The organism is Bradyrhizobium sp. (genome assembly GCF_035309285.1).
Taxonomy (GTDB): domain Bacteria; phylum Pseudomonadota; class Alphaproteobacteria; order Rhizobiales; family Xanthobacteraceae; genus Bradyrhizobium.
This window is the reverse complement of sequence record NZ_DATGFH010000048.1, coordinates 60,604-74,443: the sequence shown is the minus strand read 5'-3', so window position 1 is coordinate 74,443 and position 13,840 is coordinate 60,604. Positions and strand designations below refer to the sequence as shown.

General features: G+C 64.2%; 12 protein-coding genes. 7 read left to right on the top strand and 5 right to left on the bottom strand.

What is annotated here, in order from left to right:
* Nucleotides 1–745, bottom strand: a 745-nt coding sequence (locus VKR55_RS10510; RefSeq protein WP_324402573.1) for an LLM class flavin-dependent oxidoreductase, incomplete at its 3' end; no start/stop codon positions are given.
* 315 nt (nt 746–1,060) lie between these two features.
* Between VKR55_RS10510 and VKR55_RS10505 the strand changes: the two genes are divergently transcribed.
* Nucleotides 1,061–2,467, top strand: a complete 1,407-nt coding sequence (locus tag VKR55_RS10505) for an MFS transporter (RefSeq protein ID WP_324402571.1) — start codon at nt 1,061–1,063, stop codon at nt 2,465–2,467.
* Nucleotides 2,468–2,627: 160 nt separating this feature from the next.
* The gene (locus VKR55_RS10500) at nt 2,628–3,914 is read left to right on the top strand and encodes an extracellular catalytic domain type 1 short-chain-length polyhydroxyalkanoate depolymerase (protein WP_324402578.1); all 1,287 of its coding nucleotides are present in this window, start codon (nt 2,628–2,630) and stop codon (nt 3,912–3,914) included.
* A gap of 26 nt (nt 3,915–3,940) precedes the next feature.
* Here the strand turns inward: VKR55_RS10500 and VKR55_RS10495 are convergent, their stop codons facing one another.
* Entirely contained in the window at nt 3,941–4,624 is a 684-nt protein-coding gene (locus tag VKR55_RS10495) for an MBL fold metallo-hydrolase (protein ID WP_324402569.1), read from the bottom strand.
* Between the two features lie 81 nt (nt 4,625–4,705).
* Here VKR55_RS10495 and VKR55_RS10490 point away from each other — a divergent pair, with 81 nt between their 5' ends.
* Nucleotides 4,706–5,191 carry an MmcB family DNA repair protein gene (locus VKR55_RS10490; RefSeq protein ID WP_324402567.1) on the top strand — a complete coding sequence of 162 codons (486 nt, stop codon included), beginning with the start codon at nt 4,706–4,708 and terminating at the stop codon, nt 5,189–5,191.
* On the opposite strand, the gene VKR55_RS10485 is transcribed toward VKR55_RS10490, so the two are convergent.
* Entirely contained in the window at nt 5,188–5,742 is a 555-nt protein-coding gene (locus tag VKR55_RS10485; protein WP_324402565.1) for an ActR/PrrA/RegA family redox response regulator transcription factor, read from the bottom strand. The two genes, VKR55_RS10490 and VKR55_RS10485, sit on opposite strands and share 4 nt — an antisense overlap.
* A gap of 82 nt (nt 5,743–5,824) precedes the next feature.
* Nucleotides 5,825–7,150 carry an ActS/PrrB/RegB family redox-sensitive histidine kinase gene (locus VKR55_RS10480; RefSeq protein ID WP_324402563.1) on the bottom strand — a complete coding sequence of 442 codons (1,326 nt, stop codon included), beginning with the start codon at nt 7,148–7,150 and terminating at the stop codon, nt 5,825–5,827.
* A gap of 98 nt (nt 7,151–7,248) precedes the next feature.
* Between VKR55_RS10480 and VKR55_RS10475 the strand changes: the two genes are divergently transcribed.
* The 4 genes from VKR55_RS10475 (at nt 7,249) to VKR55_RS10460 (ending at nt 11,393) form a co-directional block, all read left to right on the top strand.
* Nucleotides 7,249–8,043 carry an ABC transporter ATP-binding protein gene (locus VKR55_RS10475; RefSeq protein ID WP_324402561.1) on the top strand — a complete coding sequence of 265 codons (795 nt, stop codon included), beginning with the start codon at nt 7,249–7,251 and terminating at the stop codon, nt 8,041–8,043.
* Nucleotides 8,040–8,858 carry an ABC transporter permease gene (locus VKR55_RS10470; RefSeq protein WP_324402559.1) on the top strand — a complete coding sequence of 273 codons (819 nt, stop codon included), beginning with the start codon at nt 8,040–8,042 and terminating at the stop codon, nt 8,856–8,858. Before VKR55_RS10475 ends, VKR55_RS10470 begins: the two co-directional genes overlap by 4 nt.
* Nucleotides 8,859–8,984: 126 nt before the next feature.
* Entirely contained in the window at nt 8,985–10,313 is a 1,329-nt protein-coding gene (locus VKR55_RS10465; protein ID WP_324402557.1) for a polyhydroxyalkanoate depolymerase, read from the top strand.
* A 240-nt stretch (nt 10,314–10,553) separates the two neighbouring features.
* On the top strand, nt 10,554–11,393 hold the full coding sequence (locus VKR55_RS10460) for a M48 family metallopeptidase (RefSeq protein ID WP_324402555.1): 840 nt from the start codon (nt 10,554–10,556) through the stop codon (nt 11,391–11,393).
* A 165-nt stretch (nt 11,394–11,558) separates the two neighbouring features.
* Here the strand turns inward: VKR55_RS10460 and VKR55_RS10455 are convergent, their stop codons facing one another.
* Nucleotides 11,559–13,754: a transglycosylase domain-containing protein gene (locus VKR55_RS10455; RefSeq protein WP_324402553.1), complete on the bottom strand. Its 2,196-nt coding sequence runs from the start codon at nt 13,752–13,754 to the stop codon at nt 11,559–11,561.
* Between the last annotated feature and the right edge of the window lie 86 nt (nt 13,755–13,840).

Here is a 13,840-nt window from a genome sequence, read left to right as displayed (position 1 = left end):
CTTCTGCCCTCGCCTGCTCGCGGCTTTCAGCGATATGCCAGGACAACAAGACGCGCCAGTCGGAGCGGCTGATGGTCGTGCCGTATTTCATCGCGGCGTCTTCCGCAAAGCCCCATTGCGTCGGCAGCGCCATCAAACCCTGCGTCGACATCGAGCCCAGCGAAATGATGCCGATGCCGTATTTGCCGGCCAGCGTCATGCCCGACGGCGAGATTTGCGAGGCAACCACAAACGGCATTTCCTCCTGAAGCGGAAGGATCTGCAATGCGGCGTCGTTCATCGTGAACCAGTCGCTTTTCGCGGTCACCCGCTCCCCGCGAAACAGCCGGCGAATAATCGCAATCGCCTCGTCCTGACGGTCGCGTTGGGTCATCGGATCGATGCCGAGCGTATGCGCGTCGGAAGCGAGCGCGCCGGGACCCGAGCCGAAGATGGCGCGGCCGCCGGTCATGTGGTCGAGCTGCACCATGCGCTGGGCGACGTTGAAGGGGTGGTGATAGGGCAGCGAGATCACGCCGGTGCCGAGCTTGATACGCTTGGTGCGCTCGCCGGCCGCGGCCAGGAACATCTCGGGGGAAGCGATCATCTCCCAGCCGGAGGAGTGATGCTCGCCGCACCAGAATTCGTCATAGCCGAGCTCGTCAATCTGCTGCACGAAGTCGAGGTCGCGGCGGAATTGCAGCATCGGATGCTCGCCGAGCGGATGATGTGGGGCGAGGAAGGCTCCGAATTTGAGGCGCGCCATGACGTTTCCCTGGATCGTGATGTCAGTGTTTAGGGGGGCATTGGTAAGCCACCTGCCCCGAGCTTTCAACGTGCTCGCCAGCGCAGCCGCAATGCATTTTCCCGGGCCACGGAAAGTCGCGCGTGGCATAGCGACTAGACGCATATTTTGAGCGCGCGCACTCTGGGCGGAATGCGCCGCCGGTGCGCTACGGCCGGCGTGCGCCGGCACCAGCCAGTCCTGACGAAGCCGTGAAGCTCTCCTTACCTCGGGGGTAATCGCCGATGTGACCGAAATCCGTAATTCATGATGCAACATTCAGGGCGAGGACTTCCCATGCATCAGATGGTTTCGGCCAACCTGGCGACGTCGCACCGCTGGTGGGTGCTGGCGATCGTCGTCGCCGCACAATTCATGTTCGGTGTCGATGCTTTCATCGTCAACGTCGCGATCCCGACGATCGCGACCGAACTGCACGCCTCCACCGCCGAGATCGAATCGGTCATCGCGATCTATCTGGTCGCCTATTCGACGCTGATCGTGACCGGCGGCCGGCTCGGCGACATCTACGGCACCAAGAGCGTCTTTCTTGCCGGTGTGCTCGGCTTCACGCTGACCTCGCTGTGGTGCGGGCTCGCGCAATCCGGACCTGAGCTGATCGCAGCGCGGCTCGCGCAAGGCGCCACTGCGGCGCTGATGGTGCCGCAGGTGCTGGCGACCCTGCATCTGTTGTTCTCGGATCATGCGCGAAGCCGCGCCTTCGGCATCTACGGCATCGTGCTGGGACTGGCCGGCGCGGCGGGCTTTGCGCTGGGTGGCATCCTGGTGACGCTCGATCTTGCAGGTGTCGGTTGGCGCGCGGTGTTCTTCGTCAACGTGCCGTTCGGCATTCTCATTGTCCTGGCTGCGGCGCGGATCATGCCGTCGGTGCCGCGCCGTGCCGGCACGCGGCTCGATGGGTCCGGCGCGACAGTGCTGTTTCTCGGCTTGTTATGCCTGATCGGGCCGCTCTTGTTCGGCCAGGACGTCCATTGGGCGCCGTGGCTGTGGTTGGTAATGGCCGCGGGTGTCGCGATCGTTGTCTGCTTCGTGAAGCTTGAACGGGCCGTCGCGGCAAAAGGCGGCATGCCCCTGATCGACCTTTCGCTGCTCTCCGACAAGCCTTTCATGCGCGGGCTGACGGCCGCGTTCTTTTTCTTCTTCGCCAATCTGTCGTTCTACCTCGTGATGACCATGTACATGCAGACGGCGTTGCAGATCCCGCCGCTGAGAGCCGGCCTCGTCTTCGTGCCGTTGGCGCTTACCTTCGTCGTCGCCTCCCGCATCAGCGGCGAGCGCGCCAAGCATCGCGGCACGCTGGTCCTGATCGAAGGCTGCGCGATCCAGATTGCGGGCCTGGCGGTGCTGGCGCTGACGGTTGCTTTTCTGGCGCCGCCGAGCGCGCTCACGCTCGCGCTTGTCTTGATGATCTTCGGCTACGGCCAGGGTCTGGTGATGGCGCCGCTGTCAGGCGCGGTGCTGTCGAGCGTCAAGCCTGCAAGCGCTGGCGCCGGTTCGGGCATGTACGGCACCACGGCGCAGATTGCGAACGCGGCCGGCGTGGCCGCGATCGGAGCGGTATTCTTTGCCGCCGCCTCCGCGTATTCCGCGCAACAAGCTTTGTTTACCGCCATCGCACTGTTTGCACTCTCGATTGTGATCAGCGCCGCATTGCTGTCATGGATGCGTCGCGCGACGGCCTGATGTGCAAGCGCGGCGGGCGCGTTAACCGTTGCAAATCGGCTGCAATCGCGCGGTTTTAGTGGGGATTGACAGCGCACGGCCTTTTTATTTTGCGACGCAGCAACTATCTTGTCGTGCTCGGGTTCACGATTCACGCGTGAACGAGGTGACGGAGTTGCCGGTGTCGCTCGCCAGTAATGTCGATTTTCTGCGGCGTTTGCCCAAGCTCGATCGTTTTGGTCGGCTGCCCGAGCTTGGGCTGCGTCGGGATATCGAGACTCCCTTGGTGGAGATCCGCGATTTCGGTGCGAATCCGGGTGCCTTGCGCATGTTCGCCTTTGTGCCGGAGAAGCTGCAGCATCCGCACGCGCTCGTCGTGGTGCTGCATGGCTGCGGCCAGACGGCTGCCGGCTACAATCACGGTGCCGGTTGGGCCACGCTCGCCAGGCACTACGGCTTCGCGCTGCTGATTCCGGAGCAAGTTGTTTCCAACAACGCCAATCGCTGCTTCAACTGGTTCAATCCGGAAGATACCGCGCGCGATCGCGGCGAAGCCGCCTCGATCCGGCAGATGATCGCGCGCATGACTGCCGATCACGGCATCGACCAGCGCCGGATCTTCATCACCGGACTCTCTGCCGGTGGCGCCATGACCTCGGTGATGCTCGCGACCTATCCGGAAGTCTTTGCGGCCGGCGCCATTATCGCCGGCCTGCCGTTCGGCGTGGCCAATGACGTGCGCGAAGCGCTGACGATCATGCGCGCCACACCGGTCCGCACGCCGCACAGGCTCGGCGATCTCGTGCGCAAGGCCTCGCATCACCAGGGGCCATGGCCCAGGCTTTCGGTGTGGCACGGCACCGTGGACGGCGTGGTCGCACCCGCCAACGCCCGTGAGATCGTCAAGCAGTGGCTCGACGTGCATCATCTGCCGCAGGCGCCGATGTCGGAAGGCATGGTCGACGGCCATCCGCACAGGGTCTGGTGGAATGAGGAAGGCGAGACGATCGTCGAATCCTACACCATCACCGACATGGCCCACGGCACGCCGCTTGGCATCGCCGACAACGAGCTGCGCTACGGCGAGCCGGGCGCATTCATGATCGAGGCGGGCATTTCCTCCTCGTTTCACATCGCCAAATTCTTTGGCCTGACCGAATGGATTCGCGAGCCGGAGCTCGCGGCGGAGGCGAGGGCGGATGTGAAACCGGCGGCGAGGTCACAATCCAACGGCGCAGCGAAGCCGGCGCGCAAGCCCGCCGCGAAAGCCGCGACGCCGGCCAAAATCATCACGCCGATCATTCCCCCGGTGCCGATGCCCGACTTCACCGAGGTGTTTGATCCGCTGATGATGATGCATGCGCGTCCCGAACCAAAGCCGACGCCAAAGCAAGAACCACGCCGGCGCGGCATCGATGTCAGCGCCGTGATCACGCGCGCGCTCACCGCTGCGGGATTGATGAAGTAGCTGCGGGCTCAGGCTGCGCTTCGCAATTACAATTCGCCGGTGATGAACGGATTGGTCCTGCGCTCCTGGCCGATGCTTGAGCCCGCGCCATGGCCGCAGATGAAGCCGACATCGTCGCCGAGCGGCAACAGCTTCTCGATGATCGACTTGATCAGCGTCTCGTGGCTGCCGCCGGGCAGGTCGGTGCGTCCGACCGAGCCGTTGAACAGGACGTCGCCGACATGGGCGAAGCGCAATTCCCTGTTGAAGTAGACCACGCTGCCCGGCGAGTGACCGGGGCAGTGCAGGATGTCGAAGGTGAGCTCGCCGATCTTGACCTGCTCGCCTTCCTCGAGATAGCGGTCGGAGACGAAGTCGCGCACGCCCGTCATGCCGAAGCGCGCTCCGCTTTCCACCACATGCGCGAGCAAGTACGCGTCCGCCTGATGCGGACCCTCGATCGGCACTTTCAGCGCATCGCGCAATTCCGCGGCCCCGCCGACGTGATCGATATGGCCGTGCGTCAGCCAGATCTTCTCGACGGTGACGCCGGCCTGCTTGACCGCTTCCAGAATCTTCGGCACGTCGCCGCCGGGATCGATCACGACCGCCTTCTTGCTCGGCTCGTGCCAGAGGATGGTGCAGTTCTGCTCGAACAGCGTTACCGGCACGATCATCGCGCCGGCCTTCGCTTGATCTTCAGTGGCCTGGGTCTCGGTTTGCCGTGTCATGGGCGCACTTTGCCCATTTTTGGCGGCCCGCCAAGCGAAAGATTTGCGCGGCAGCCGGCTGAAATCAGCTAGGATGTTGCGATGGAATCGCCCGCCCGCCACATCAACCTGGTTCCCCCGCCGGATGGCCGTCAATCCGAGACCGCGCTCGCGGTCGCGCGCGGCACCGCGCGGCTGTTGCGCTCGCTCGGCTTTACTTCCGTGGCCGAATTGCCGCTGCCGTCAGGCCGCCGCGCCGATCTGGTGGCGCTGAACGAGCGCGGCGATATCTGGATCGTCGAGATCAAATCCTCGGTCGAAGACCTGCGCGCCGACCACAAATGGGAAGATTACCGCGCCCATTGCGACCGGTTGTTTTTCGCCTTCACGCAGGCGCTCCCGCCCGAGATCTTTCCGAAAGACACCGGCCTGATCGTCGCCGACGCCTATGGTGCGCATATGCTCTGTGACGCGCCGGAGCATCGCCTGCCGGCGCCGACACGCAAGCTGATGATGGTGCGCTTCGGGATGGCGGCGGCGCTGCGGATCAACCGGCTGGTCGATCCGCAAGGTCACGCGGAGTTCTAGCGCGGGGCGCGCTTGGCGAGGATCCGCTGCAGCGTGCGGCGGTGCATGTTGAGCCGGCGCGCCGTCTCGGAAACGTTGCGGTTGCACATCTCGTAGATGCGCTGGATGTGCTCCCAGCGGACGCGGTCGGCCGACATTGGATTCTGCGGCGGCTCGGATTTCTCCGTGCCGGTCGAAAGCAGCGCCGCGACGACGTCGTCGGCGTCGGCCGGTTTTGCCAGATAGTCGACCGCGCCCATCTTCACCGCGGTGACGGCGGTGGCGATGTTGCCGTAGCCGGTCAGCACGATGGCACGCGCATCCGGCCGCTTGCGCTTCAGCGCCGAAACCACGTCAAGCCCGTTGCCGTCGCCAAGCCTGAGGTCCACCACCGCGAACGCCGGTGCGGCCTTGCCGATCTGCGCAAGCCCGTCGGACACAGTGTCGCAGGAGGTCACGTCAAAGCCGCGCGTCTCCATGGCGCGTGCAAGCCGCTCCAGGAACGGTTTGTCGTCCTCCACGATAAGGAGCGAGCGATCGGCATGTTCGGTAAGTTCGGCGGTCACGGTCAAGGTTTTGGGTCTCGGTTGAAGGGTGCCTTGGAGATATGGAGTGCGAATAAGGCAGTGCCAAGGTCACCAAACGTCGAATGACTTAAGACGTTGGCACACCGTTGTTTTCGGAAGCCTCGAACCGCGCGCGCGGCCAGGCGATCTGGACCACCGCACCGTGGTCCGGGAATGCATGGTTGCTGAATGACACCCTTGCGCCGGTGCGCTCCAGAAGCGTGCGCGCGATGAAGACGCCGAGCCCGAGGCCACTGCGTTCGCTCGGCGCGTCGTCGCCTGCGCGCCGGCGAGACAGATAGGGCTCGCCGATGCGCTTGAGGATCTCGGGCGCGAAGCCCGGGCCGTCATCGGAGATCATGATCTCGACGGTATCGTCGTTCCACCACGCATTCACCTCGACCTCCTTGCGCGCGAAGTCGACGGCGTTTTCCAGGATATTGCCGACGCCATAGAGGATGGCGGGATTGCGCGAGCCGACCGGTTCGCGGCTTCCCGTAACTGCGATCCTGATCTTGATCGCGACGCCGAAGTCGCGGTGCGGCGCGACCGCTTCCTCGATCAGTGTCGAGAGCTTCATGCGGTCGAACGGCGCGCCGGTCGAGGAGAGCTGGGTGATCTTGGACAGGATATCGCGGCAGCGCTGGGCCTGCTCGCGCAGCGTCTTGATGTCGCCGGCGGCGAACGGATTATCGGCGAGTGTCTTTTCCAATTCGCGCGATACCAATACGATGGTCGACAACGGCGTGCCCAGCTCGTGCGCAGCGGCGGCCGCAAGCCCGTCGAGCTGGGTCAGATGCTGCTCGCGCGCCAGCACGAGCTCGGTCGCCGCCAGCGCGTCCGATAGCTTGCGCGCTTCCTCGGTGACCTGGAACGAATAGAGGCCGGTGACGCCGATCGCGAGCACGATCGAGATCCAGACGCCGACCAGATAGATCGGCGGCAGCATCAGCGGTTCGTCAGAGTCCCATGGCAGCGGCTGGTGAACGAACACCAGCACCGTGGCGCAGGCGACCGCGAGCAGGCCGAGCGTCACCGTCAGCCGCACCGGCAGCGCGGTCGCCGAGATCAAGACCGGCGCCAGGAACAGGAACGAGAATGGATTTTCGAGCCCGCCGGTGAGATAGAGCAGTGCAGCAAGCTCGATGATGTTGAGGGCCAGCAGCGAAGCGGCATGGCGCGGCTCGAGCCGCTGCATCGGGTTGAACGCGATCTGGAGCGCGAGGTTGAGCAGCGCCGACAGGCCGATGATGACGACGCAGGGCACGACGGGGACGTCGAATTCGAGGCCCTGCGACACCACGAAAATGGCCGCGAGCTGGCCGAGCGCGGCAAGCCAGCGCAGCCGCAGAATCGTATCCAGGCGGATGTGGCGCTCTGGATGGCGAAAGGCGGAATCCGCAATATCGGTCATGACGTCCTATTTAGCGGTGTGGCCGGCCGATCACAAATTGGCGGTCGAGGGGGCACGGAGGTTGCACGGACCTGCGGAATGCCGCAATGAACGAGCCCATGGCCCAAAATGATGCAAATCTTGCCTTGCTGTTCGCGGCGGATCCGGCAGGACCCGCAGCGATCGAGGTTGAGCGTCTGGTCAAACAGTACAAGAAGACGCGCGCGGTGGACGATATCTCCTTCCGCATCGCGCGCGGCAGCATCACCGGGCTGCTCGGCGGCAACGGCGCCGGCAAGACCACGACGATTGCGATGATCATGGGGCTGGTGCTGCCGACCTCGGGACGCGTCGCCGTGCTCGGTCATCCGATGCCGCAAGAGAGCGCGCATGTGCTCGGGCGCATGAATTTCGAAAGCCCCTATGTCGACATGCCGATGCGGCTCACGGTGCGGCAAAACCTCACCATTTTCGGCCGACTCTACGCGGTGAAGAATCTGGCCGAGCGCATCCGCGAGCTCGCTTCCGACCTCGATCTCGACGACTTTCTCGACCGCCCTAACGGCAAGCTCTCGGCCGGGCAGAAGACCCGCGTCGCGCTGGCGAAAGCGCTGATCAACCAGCCCGAGCTGCTCCTGCTCGACGAGCCGACCGCTTCGCTCGATCCGGACACGGCGGACTGGGTGCGCGAGCATCTGGAGACTTACCGCAAGACCCATGACGCCACCATCCTGCTCGCCTCGCACAACATGTTCGAGGTCGAGCGGCTTTGCGATCGCGTGATCATCTTGAAGCGGGGTCGCGTCGAGGAGGACGACAGCCCCGACGGCATCATGGCCCGCTACAGCCGCGCCAATCTCGAGGAAGTGTTCCTCGATGTCGCGCGCGGCCGCGTCGAGGTGCCGGCGTCATGAGCGAGCTGGCGTTGCATCGCGGCATCTCGTTCCATCGCATCGGCGCGATGATCCTGCGCTACTGGTATCTTCTGCTGTCGTCCTGGCCGCGGCTCATGGAACTGATGTACTGGCCGATCCTCCAGATCATCACCTGGGGCTTCCTGCAGACTTACATTGCGCAGAACGCCGGCTTCTTCGCACGCGCCGGCGGCACGCTGATCGGCGCGGTCATCCTGTGGGACATTCTGTTCCGGGGCCAGCTCGGTTTTTCCATCTCGTTTCTGGAAGAGATGTGGGCGCGCAACCTCGGCAACCTGATGATGAGCCCGCTGAAGCCGATCGAGTTCCTGGCTGCGCTGATGGCCATGAGCCTCATTCGGCTGGCAATCGGCGTCATCCCGATGATGCTGCTTGCGCTCTACGTCTTCGGCTTCAATTTCTTCGCCCTTGGGCTGCCGGCGATCGCGTTCTTCTGCAATCTGATCTTCACGAGCTGGGCGGTCGGGATCTTCGTCTCTGGCCTCGTGCTGCGCAATGGCCTGGGTGCCGAAAGCATTGTCTGGACGCTGATGTTTGCGCTGATGCCGCTCGCCTGCGTCTATTACCCGGTCAGGGTGCTGCCGCTCTGGCTGCAGCACGTCTCCTGGTGCCTGCCGCCGACCTACGTCTTCGAAGGCCTGCGCGCGCTGCTCACCGAGCACGTCTTCCGCGCCGACCTGATGGCCTCGGCGCTGATCATCAACGCCGCGCTGCTGGTCGCTTCATTCGCGGCGTTTTTGGCGCTCCTGAACAGTGCCCGCCGTCACGGATCGCTGCTTGGAGGTGGGGAATAAGTCAATTTCCCGTGGATTCCCGGACTGTTCGCTGGGCGGTCTGCGTAGATATACCGATCTCTGCATTGACGCGTTGTAAGGCATTGTTCACTATGCTGCGACGCAAAACAGGGGTCTGAGGGTAAGATGCCGATTGGTGAGTTTGGCAGGGCACCGCCGCTGGCGGGCGGAGGCAGTTCGGCGCTGACGACGCCGATGTACTGGATGTACGAGATGGCGCACGCCTCGCTCAATCCGGCGCGCGCGGTGACGGATGCCGCAAAAATCCTGTTTCAGAATCCGCTGAACCCCTGGACGCATACCCAATTCGGCAAATCGGTCGCCGCTGCCTGCGAATTGTTCGAGCGCACCACGCGCCGCTATGGCAAGCCGGAATGGGGCCTCAACGAGACCGAAGTGAACGGCATCCGCGTCGGCGTCGAGATCAAGAGCGTCTGGGAAAAGCCGTTCTGCCGCTTGCTGCACTTCGACCGCGCGTTCGCGCGGCCCTTGCGCAGCCCGCAGCCGCGCGTCCTGATCGTGGCGCCGATGTCCGGCCATTACGCGACGCTCTTGCGCGGCACGGTCGAGGCTTTCCTGCCGACGCACGAGGTCTACATCACCGACTGGGCGGATGCGCGCATGGTGCCGCTGTCGGAAGGGCGTTTCGATCTCGACGACTATATCGATTATGTCATCGAGATGCTGCACGCGCTCGGCGGCAACACGCATGTGATCGCGGTGTGCCAGCCCTCCGTGCCGGTGGTGGCCGCGGTCTCCATCATGGAAGCCAACCGCGATCCCTATGTGCCGACTTCAATGACGCTGATGGGCGGGCCGATCGACACCCGCCGCAATCCGACCGCGGTCAACAACCTTGCCGAGGAACGCGGCATCGAGTGGTTCCGCAACAACGTCATCACCAAGGTGCCGTTCCCGCATCCGGGCGTGATGCGCGACGTCTATCCGGGTTTCCTGCAGCTCAACGGGTTCATTTCGATGAACCTCGATCGCCACATGGACGCGCACAAGCGGTTTTTCGCCAACCTGGTGAAGGGCGATGGCGATCTCGCCGACAAGCACCGGGAGTTTTACGACGAATATCTCGCGGTGATGGACCTCGCGGCCGAATATTACCTGCAGACCGTCGAAACCGTCTTCATCAAGCACGCTTTGCCGAAGGGCGAGATGACGCATCGTGGCAGGCCGGTGGACCCCTCGAAGATCACCCGCGTCGCATTGATGACGGTGGAAGGCGAGAAGGACGACATTTCCGGTCTCGGTCAGACCGAAGCGACGCATGGACTCTGCACGTCGATCCCCAGGCATCGTCGTATTCATTATATGCAGAAGGGTGTCGGACACTACGGCGTGTTCAATGGTTCCCGTTTCAGGTCGGAGATCGTGCCGCGCATCAACGATTTCATGATGTCGGCCGCGAATCCAAAGTCGTTGCTCGCGCTCGCCGCTGAATAGGCGGCGATCCCGACTCGTCGGGGCACGACATCACAGCGTGAGCTCGTCGCGGGGCCGATTCGCTAGAGCGCGCTAACCCACTGAATCCTCTTCCGGAAAGACCAGATTCGGACCCTTCTAAGGAGTGAGTATTAACTCAATCCTTGGGCGGCGTTAGAGGACCGGTTCCACATGAAAAATTCCGGTTCCGGGCCCATCCTGTAGAGACTTCAGGACAGCCAGCCCCTGTATATTGGGCAAATGATTTGTTTTTGCGCCGAACGATTTCCATGGCGGCGGATATGGCAGAATCCGGGCGAATTGCTCCTCCCCGGACTTACCGACATGGCCACCCGCGCGCTCCTCTACCGGCGCCCCACCGAACCCTCGACTCTTCTCGTCAGGCACGGCTCGCAAGTCTTTGCGATCCGCCTCCGCCGCCATCGGCGTGCGCGGCGTTACACCTTGCGCATTCATCCGACCGACCGCGAAGCCATCCTCACGATGCCGCCACGGGGCACCATCATGGAGGCCAAAGACTTCGCGCAGCTCCACGGCGGCTGGATCGCCGCGCGTCTCGGCCGCCTGCCGAAGGCTGCGCCGTTCCAGCCGGGCACCATCGTTCCGCTTCGCGGCGTGCCGCACCGGATCGTGCATCGCTCCGGCGAGCGCGGCACGGTGTGGACGGAGACGCGCGAGAGTGGCGACAAGGTCCTCTGCGTCGCCGGCGGCTACGATTTCATCGACCGCCGCGTGCATGACTTCCTCAAGCGCGAGGCACGGCGCGAGCTGCAAAAGTCGGCGCAGGACTACGCGCATGAGCTCGGCGTTCGCGTCAAGCGGATCTCGATCCGCGATCAGTCCAGCCGTTGGGGCTCCTGCACCTCGGCCGGTTCGCTGTCATTCTCCTGGCGGCTGATCCTGGCGCCCCCTTTTGTGCTCGACTATCTCGCCGCCCACGAGGTGGCGCATCTCGTCGAGATGAACCATTCGGCGCGGTTCTGGCGGGTGGTGGCGCGGATTTGCCCCTCGGTCGAGCGCGCCAAAAAATGGCTCGACGCCTACGGTAACGATCTGCATCGCTACGGGATCGAGGATTGATCCTCACCGTCGAACGATCCTCCGCTGTCGTCCCGGCGAACGCCGGGACCCACAACCCCAAGCGTTCGTTGGAGCGGAAGGCCCTCTATCATCCGACAACACGGATAGATGCGCGTGTATGGGTCCCGGCTTTTTGCCAGGACGACAATGGTATTTGCGCCGCGCCTACCGACGCCCGCCAAACAGCCGGTCCATCAGCCAGCCGTCGAGCCCGGCCGCCGCCTCGGGGCGCACTGGCGCGTGCGCGGACCTTGCGCCGGGACCCGCTTGAATCGGCGCGGGCGGCGCAGGCGCCGTGATCTGCGAGGCGATCTGCGCCAGCGTCGAACCGCCGCCATATTGCGAGCTCGGCAGGCTCGCGACCGCAACGCCCTGATGAGCCGCGCGCATGAAGCGCGTCCACACTTCCACCGGCAGGCCGCCGCCGGTCGCCTTTCTGGTCGGCGAGTTGTCGTCGTTGCCGAACCAGACGCCGGTGACGAGATCAGCGGTGTAGCCGATGAACCAGGCGTCGCGGAAATCCTGGCTGGTACCCGTCTTGCCGGCGGCCTGCCAGCCCGGAATCTCCGCTTTCCTCGCGGTGCCCGAGATCAGCGTCTGCTGCATCATCACGTTCATCATCGCAACATTGCGCGGGTCGATCACCTGGTTTGCTTCGTCGGGCGGACGCACATAGAGCACCTTGCCGTCGAGCGTCTTGATCCGCGTTACCACATGCGGCGAGACGGCGAGCCCGCCATTGGCAAAGGGCGCATAGGCGCCGACCATCTCGAGCACCGAAACTTCCGAGGTGCCGAGCGCGATCGAGGCGTTGGGCTCGAGCTTGGAGGAGATGCCGAGCCGGTGCGCGGTCCGCACCACGTTCTTCGGCCCGACTTCGAGCCCGAGCCGCACCGCGACCGTGTTGAGCGACATCGACAGCGCCTGCGTCAGCGTCACCGGGCCGAAATACTGGCGGGTATAGTTCTCGGGCCTCCAGCCCTTGATATCGAGCGGGGCGTCCTGGCGGATGGTGTCGGGCGTGAGCCCGGCCTCGATCGCGGTGAGATAGACGAAGGGCTTGAACGCGGAGCCCGGCTGGCGTTTGGCCGTGACGGCGCGGTTATACTGGCTCTCGGCATAGTTCCGTCCGCCGACCATGGCACGCACGGCGCCATTCGGGCTCATCGCCACCAGCGCACCCTGGCTGACATTGAACTTCACGCTTTTCGCGGCAAGCTCGTCGATCACGGCGGCTTCCGCGATGCCCTGCAGCTTCGGATCGATCGTGGTTTCCACCACGATGCTCTGGTCGATCTGGCCGATAAGATCGTCGAGCACCTCGCCGATCCAGTCGGCGACGTAGTTGATGGTGCCTGCGCCCTCCGGCTTCACCGAGATCGCGGGATGGACGCTTGCAGCCTGCGCCTGGGCCTGCGTGATGAACTTCGCGTCCGCCATCGCGGCCAGCACGATCTTTGCGCGCGCTTCGGCGCCTTGCGGGTTGCGGTTCGGCGCAAGCCGCGAGGGCGATTTGACGAGGCCCGCCAGCATCGCGGCTTCCGCAAGCGTGACGTGCCGGGCGGACTTGCCGAAATAGCGTTGCGCGGCGGCCTCCACGCCATAGGCGCCGGAGCCGAAATAGACGCGGTTCAGATAGAGCTCGAGAATCTCGTTCTTGGAATATTTGCGCTCCAGCCACAGTGCGAGCTCGGCTTCCTGCAGCTTGCGCGCCAGCGTGCGTTCCTGGGTCAGGAACAGGTTTTTGGCAAGCTGCTGCGTCAAGGTCGAGCCGCCTTGGGAGACGCCATGGTGCAGAAGGTTGGCGATCGCGGCGCGCACGATGCCGTAGGGGTCGACGCCGAAATGCGAATAGAAGCGGCGGTCCTCGATCGCGATGAAAGCCTTCGGCAGGTAGGGCGGCAGGTCCTTGAGCGCGACATTGGCGCCGGCCATCTCGCCGCGCTGGGCGAGCATGGTACCGTCGGCGCCGACGATCTCGATGGTCGGCGGCCGCTTGGGAATTTCCAGCGACTGGATCGGCGGCAGATGCGCGCCGGCCCAGATGATGACGCCGACGACGGCGATCGCGCCCCAGAGCCCCAGCACCGCGCCCCAGTAGATCAGGCGGGAGAGGCTCAGGCGCGACGATGATCTCGCGCGTCGATTGCTGCTGCGGGACGCTGTGCGGGACTTTCGTTCCACCGGCGGTTCCTTGTCGTCATCATCGCCGGGCTTGCGCTTGGCTGCCTTCTTCGGCTTGTCGTCGCCGGCTGTGGGGATGCGGTCCTTCGGGTCGAGCCGCAGATCGGCAAGCGCGGCCGCGAGCCCAAATCGCGGCTCTTTGCGTCCACCCGCCTTTTTCTTTCGTCCCCACGCCATCCGCCACGCCACGCACACCAGGCCCGGCGCACGCTAACGCCGCAGGGTTTAAGGCGCGGTTACGGAGAGGTTAATTCGTGATTAGG

Bases quoted from the DNA above. Each gene is read 5' to 3' on its own strand.
- VKR55_RS10505 (WP_324402571.1), top strand. From the start codon at position 1,061: ATGCATCAGATGGTTTCGGCCAACCTGGCGACGTCGCACCGCTGGTGG.
- VKR55_RS10495 (WP_324402569.1), bottom strand. From the start codon at position 4,624: ATGACACGGCAAACCGAGACCCAGGCCACTGAAGATCAAGCGAAGGCC.
- VKR55_RS10490 (WP_324402567.1), top strand. From the start codon at position 4,706: ATGGAATCGCCCGCCCGCCACATCAACCTGGTTCCCCCGCCGGATGGC.
- VKR55_RS10480 (WP_324402563.1), bottom strand. From the start codon at position 7,150: ATGACCGATATTGCGGATTCCGCCTTTCGCCATCCAGAGCGCCACATC.
- VKR55_RS10475 (WP_324402561.1), top strand. From the start codon at position 7,249: ATGGCCCAAAATGATGCAAATCTTGCCTTGCTGTTCGCGGCGGATCCG.
- VKR55_RS10470 (WP_324402559.1), top strand. From the start codon at position 8,040: ATGAGCGAGCTGGCGTTGCATCGCGGCATCTCGTTCCATCGCATCGGC.
- VKR55_RS10465 (WP_324402557.1), top strand. From the start codon at position 8,985: ATGCCGATTGGTGAGTTTGGCAGGGCACCGCCGCTGGCGGGCGGAGGC.
- VKR55_RS10460 (WP_324402555.1), top strand. From the start codon at position 10,554: ATGATTTGTTTTTGCGCCGAACGATTTCCATGGCGGCGGATATGGCAG.
- VKR55_RS10455 (WP_324402553.1), bottom strand. From the start codon at position 13,754: ATGGCGTGGGGACGAAAGAAAAAGGCGGGTGGACGCAAAGAGCCGCGA.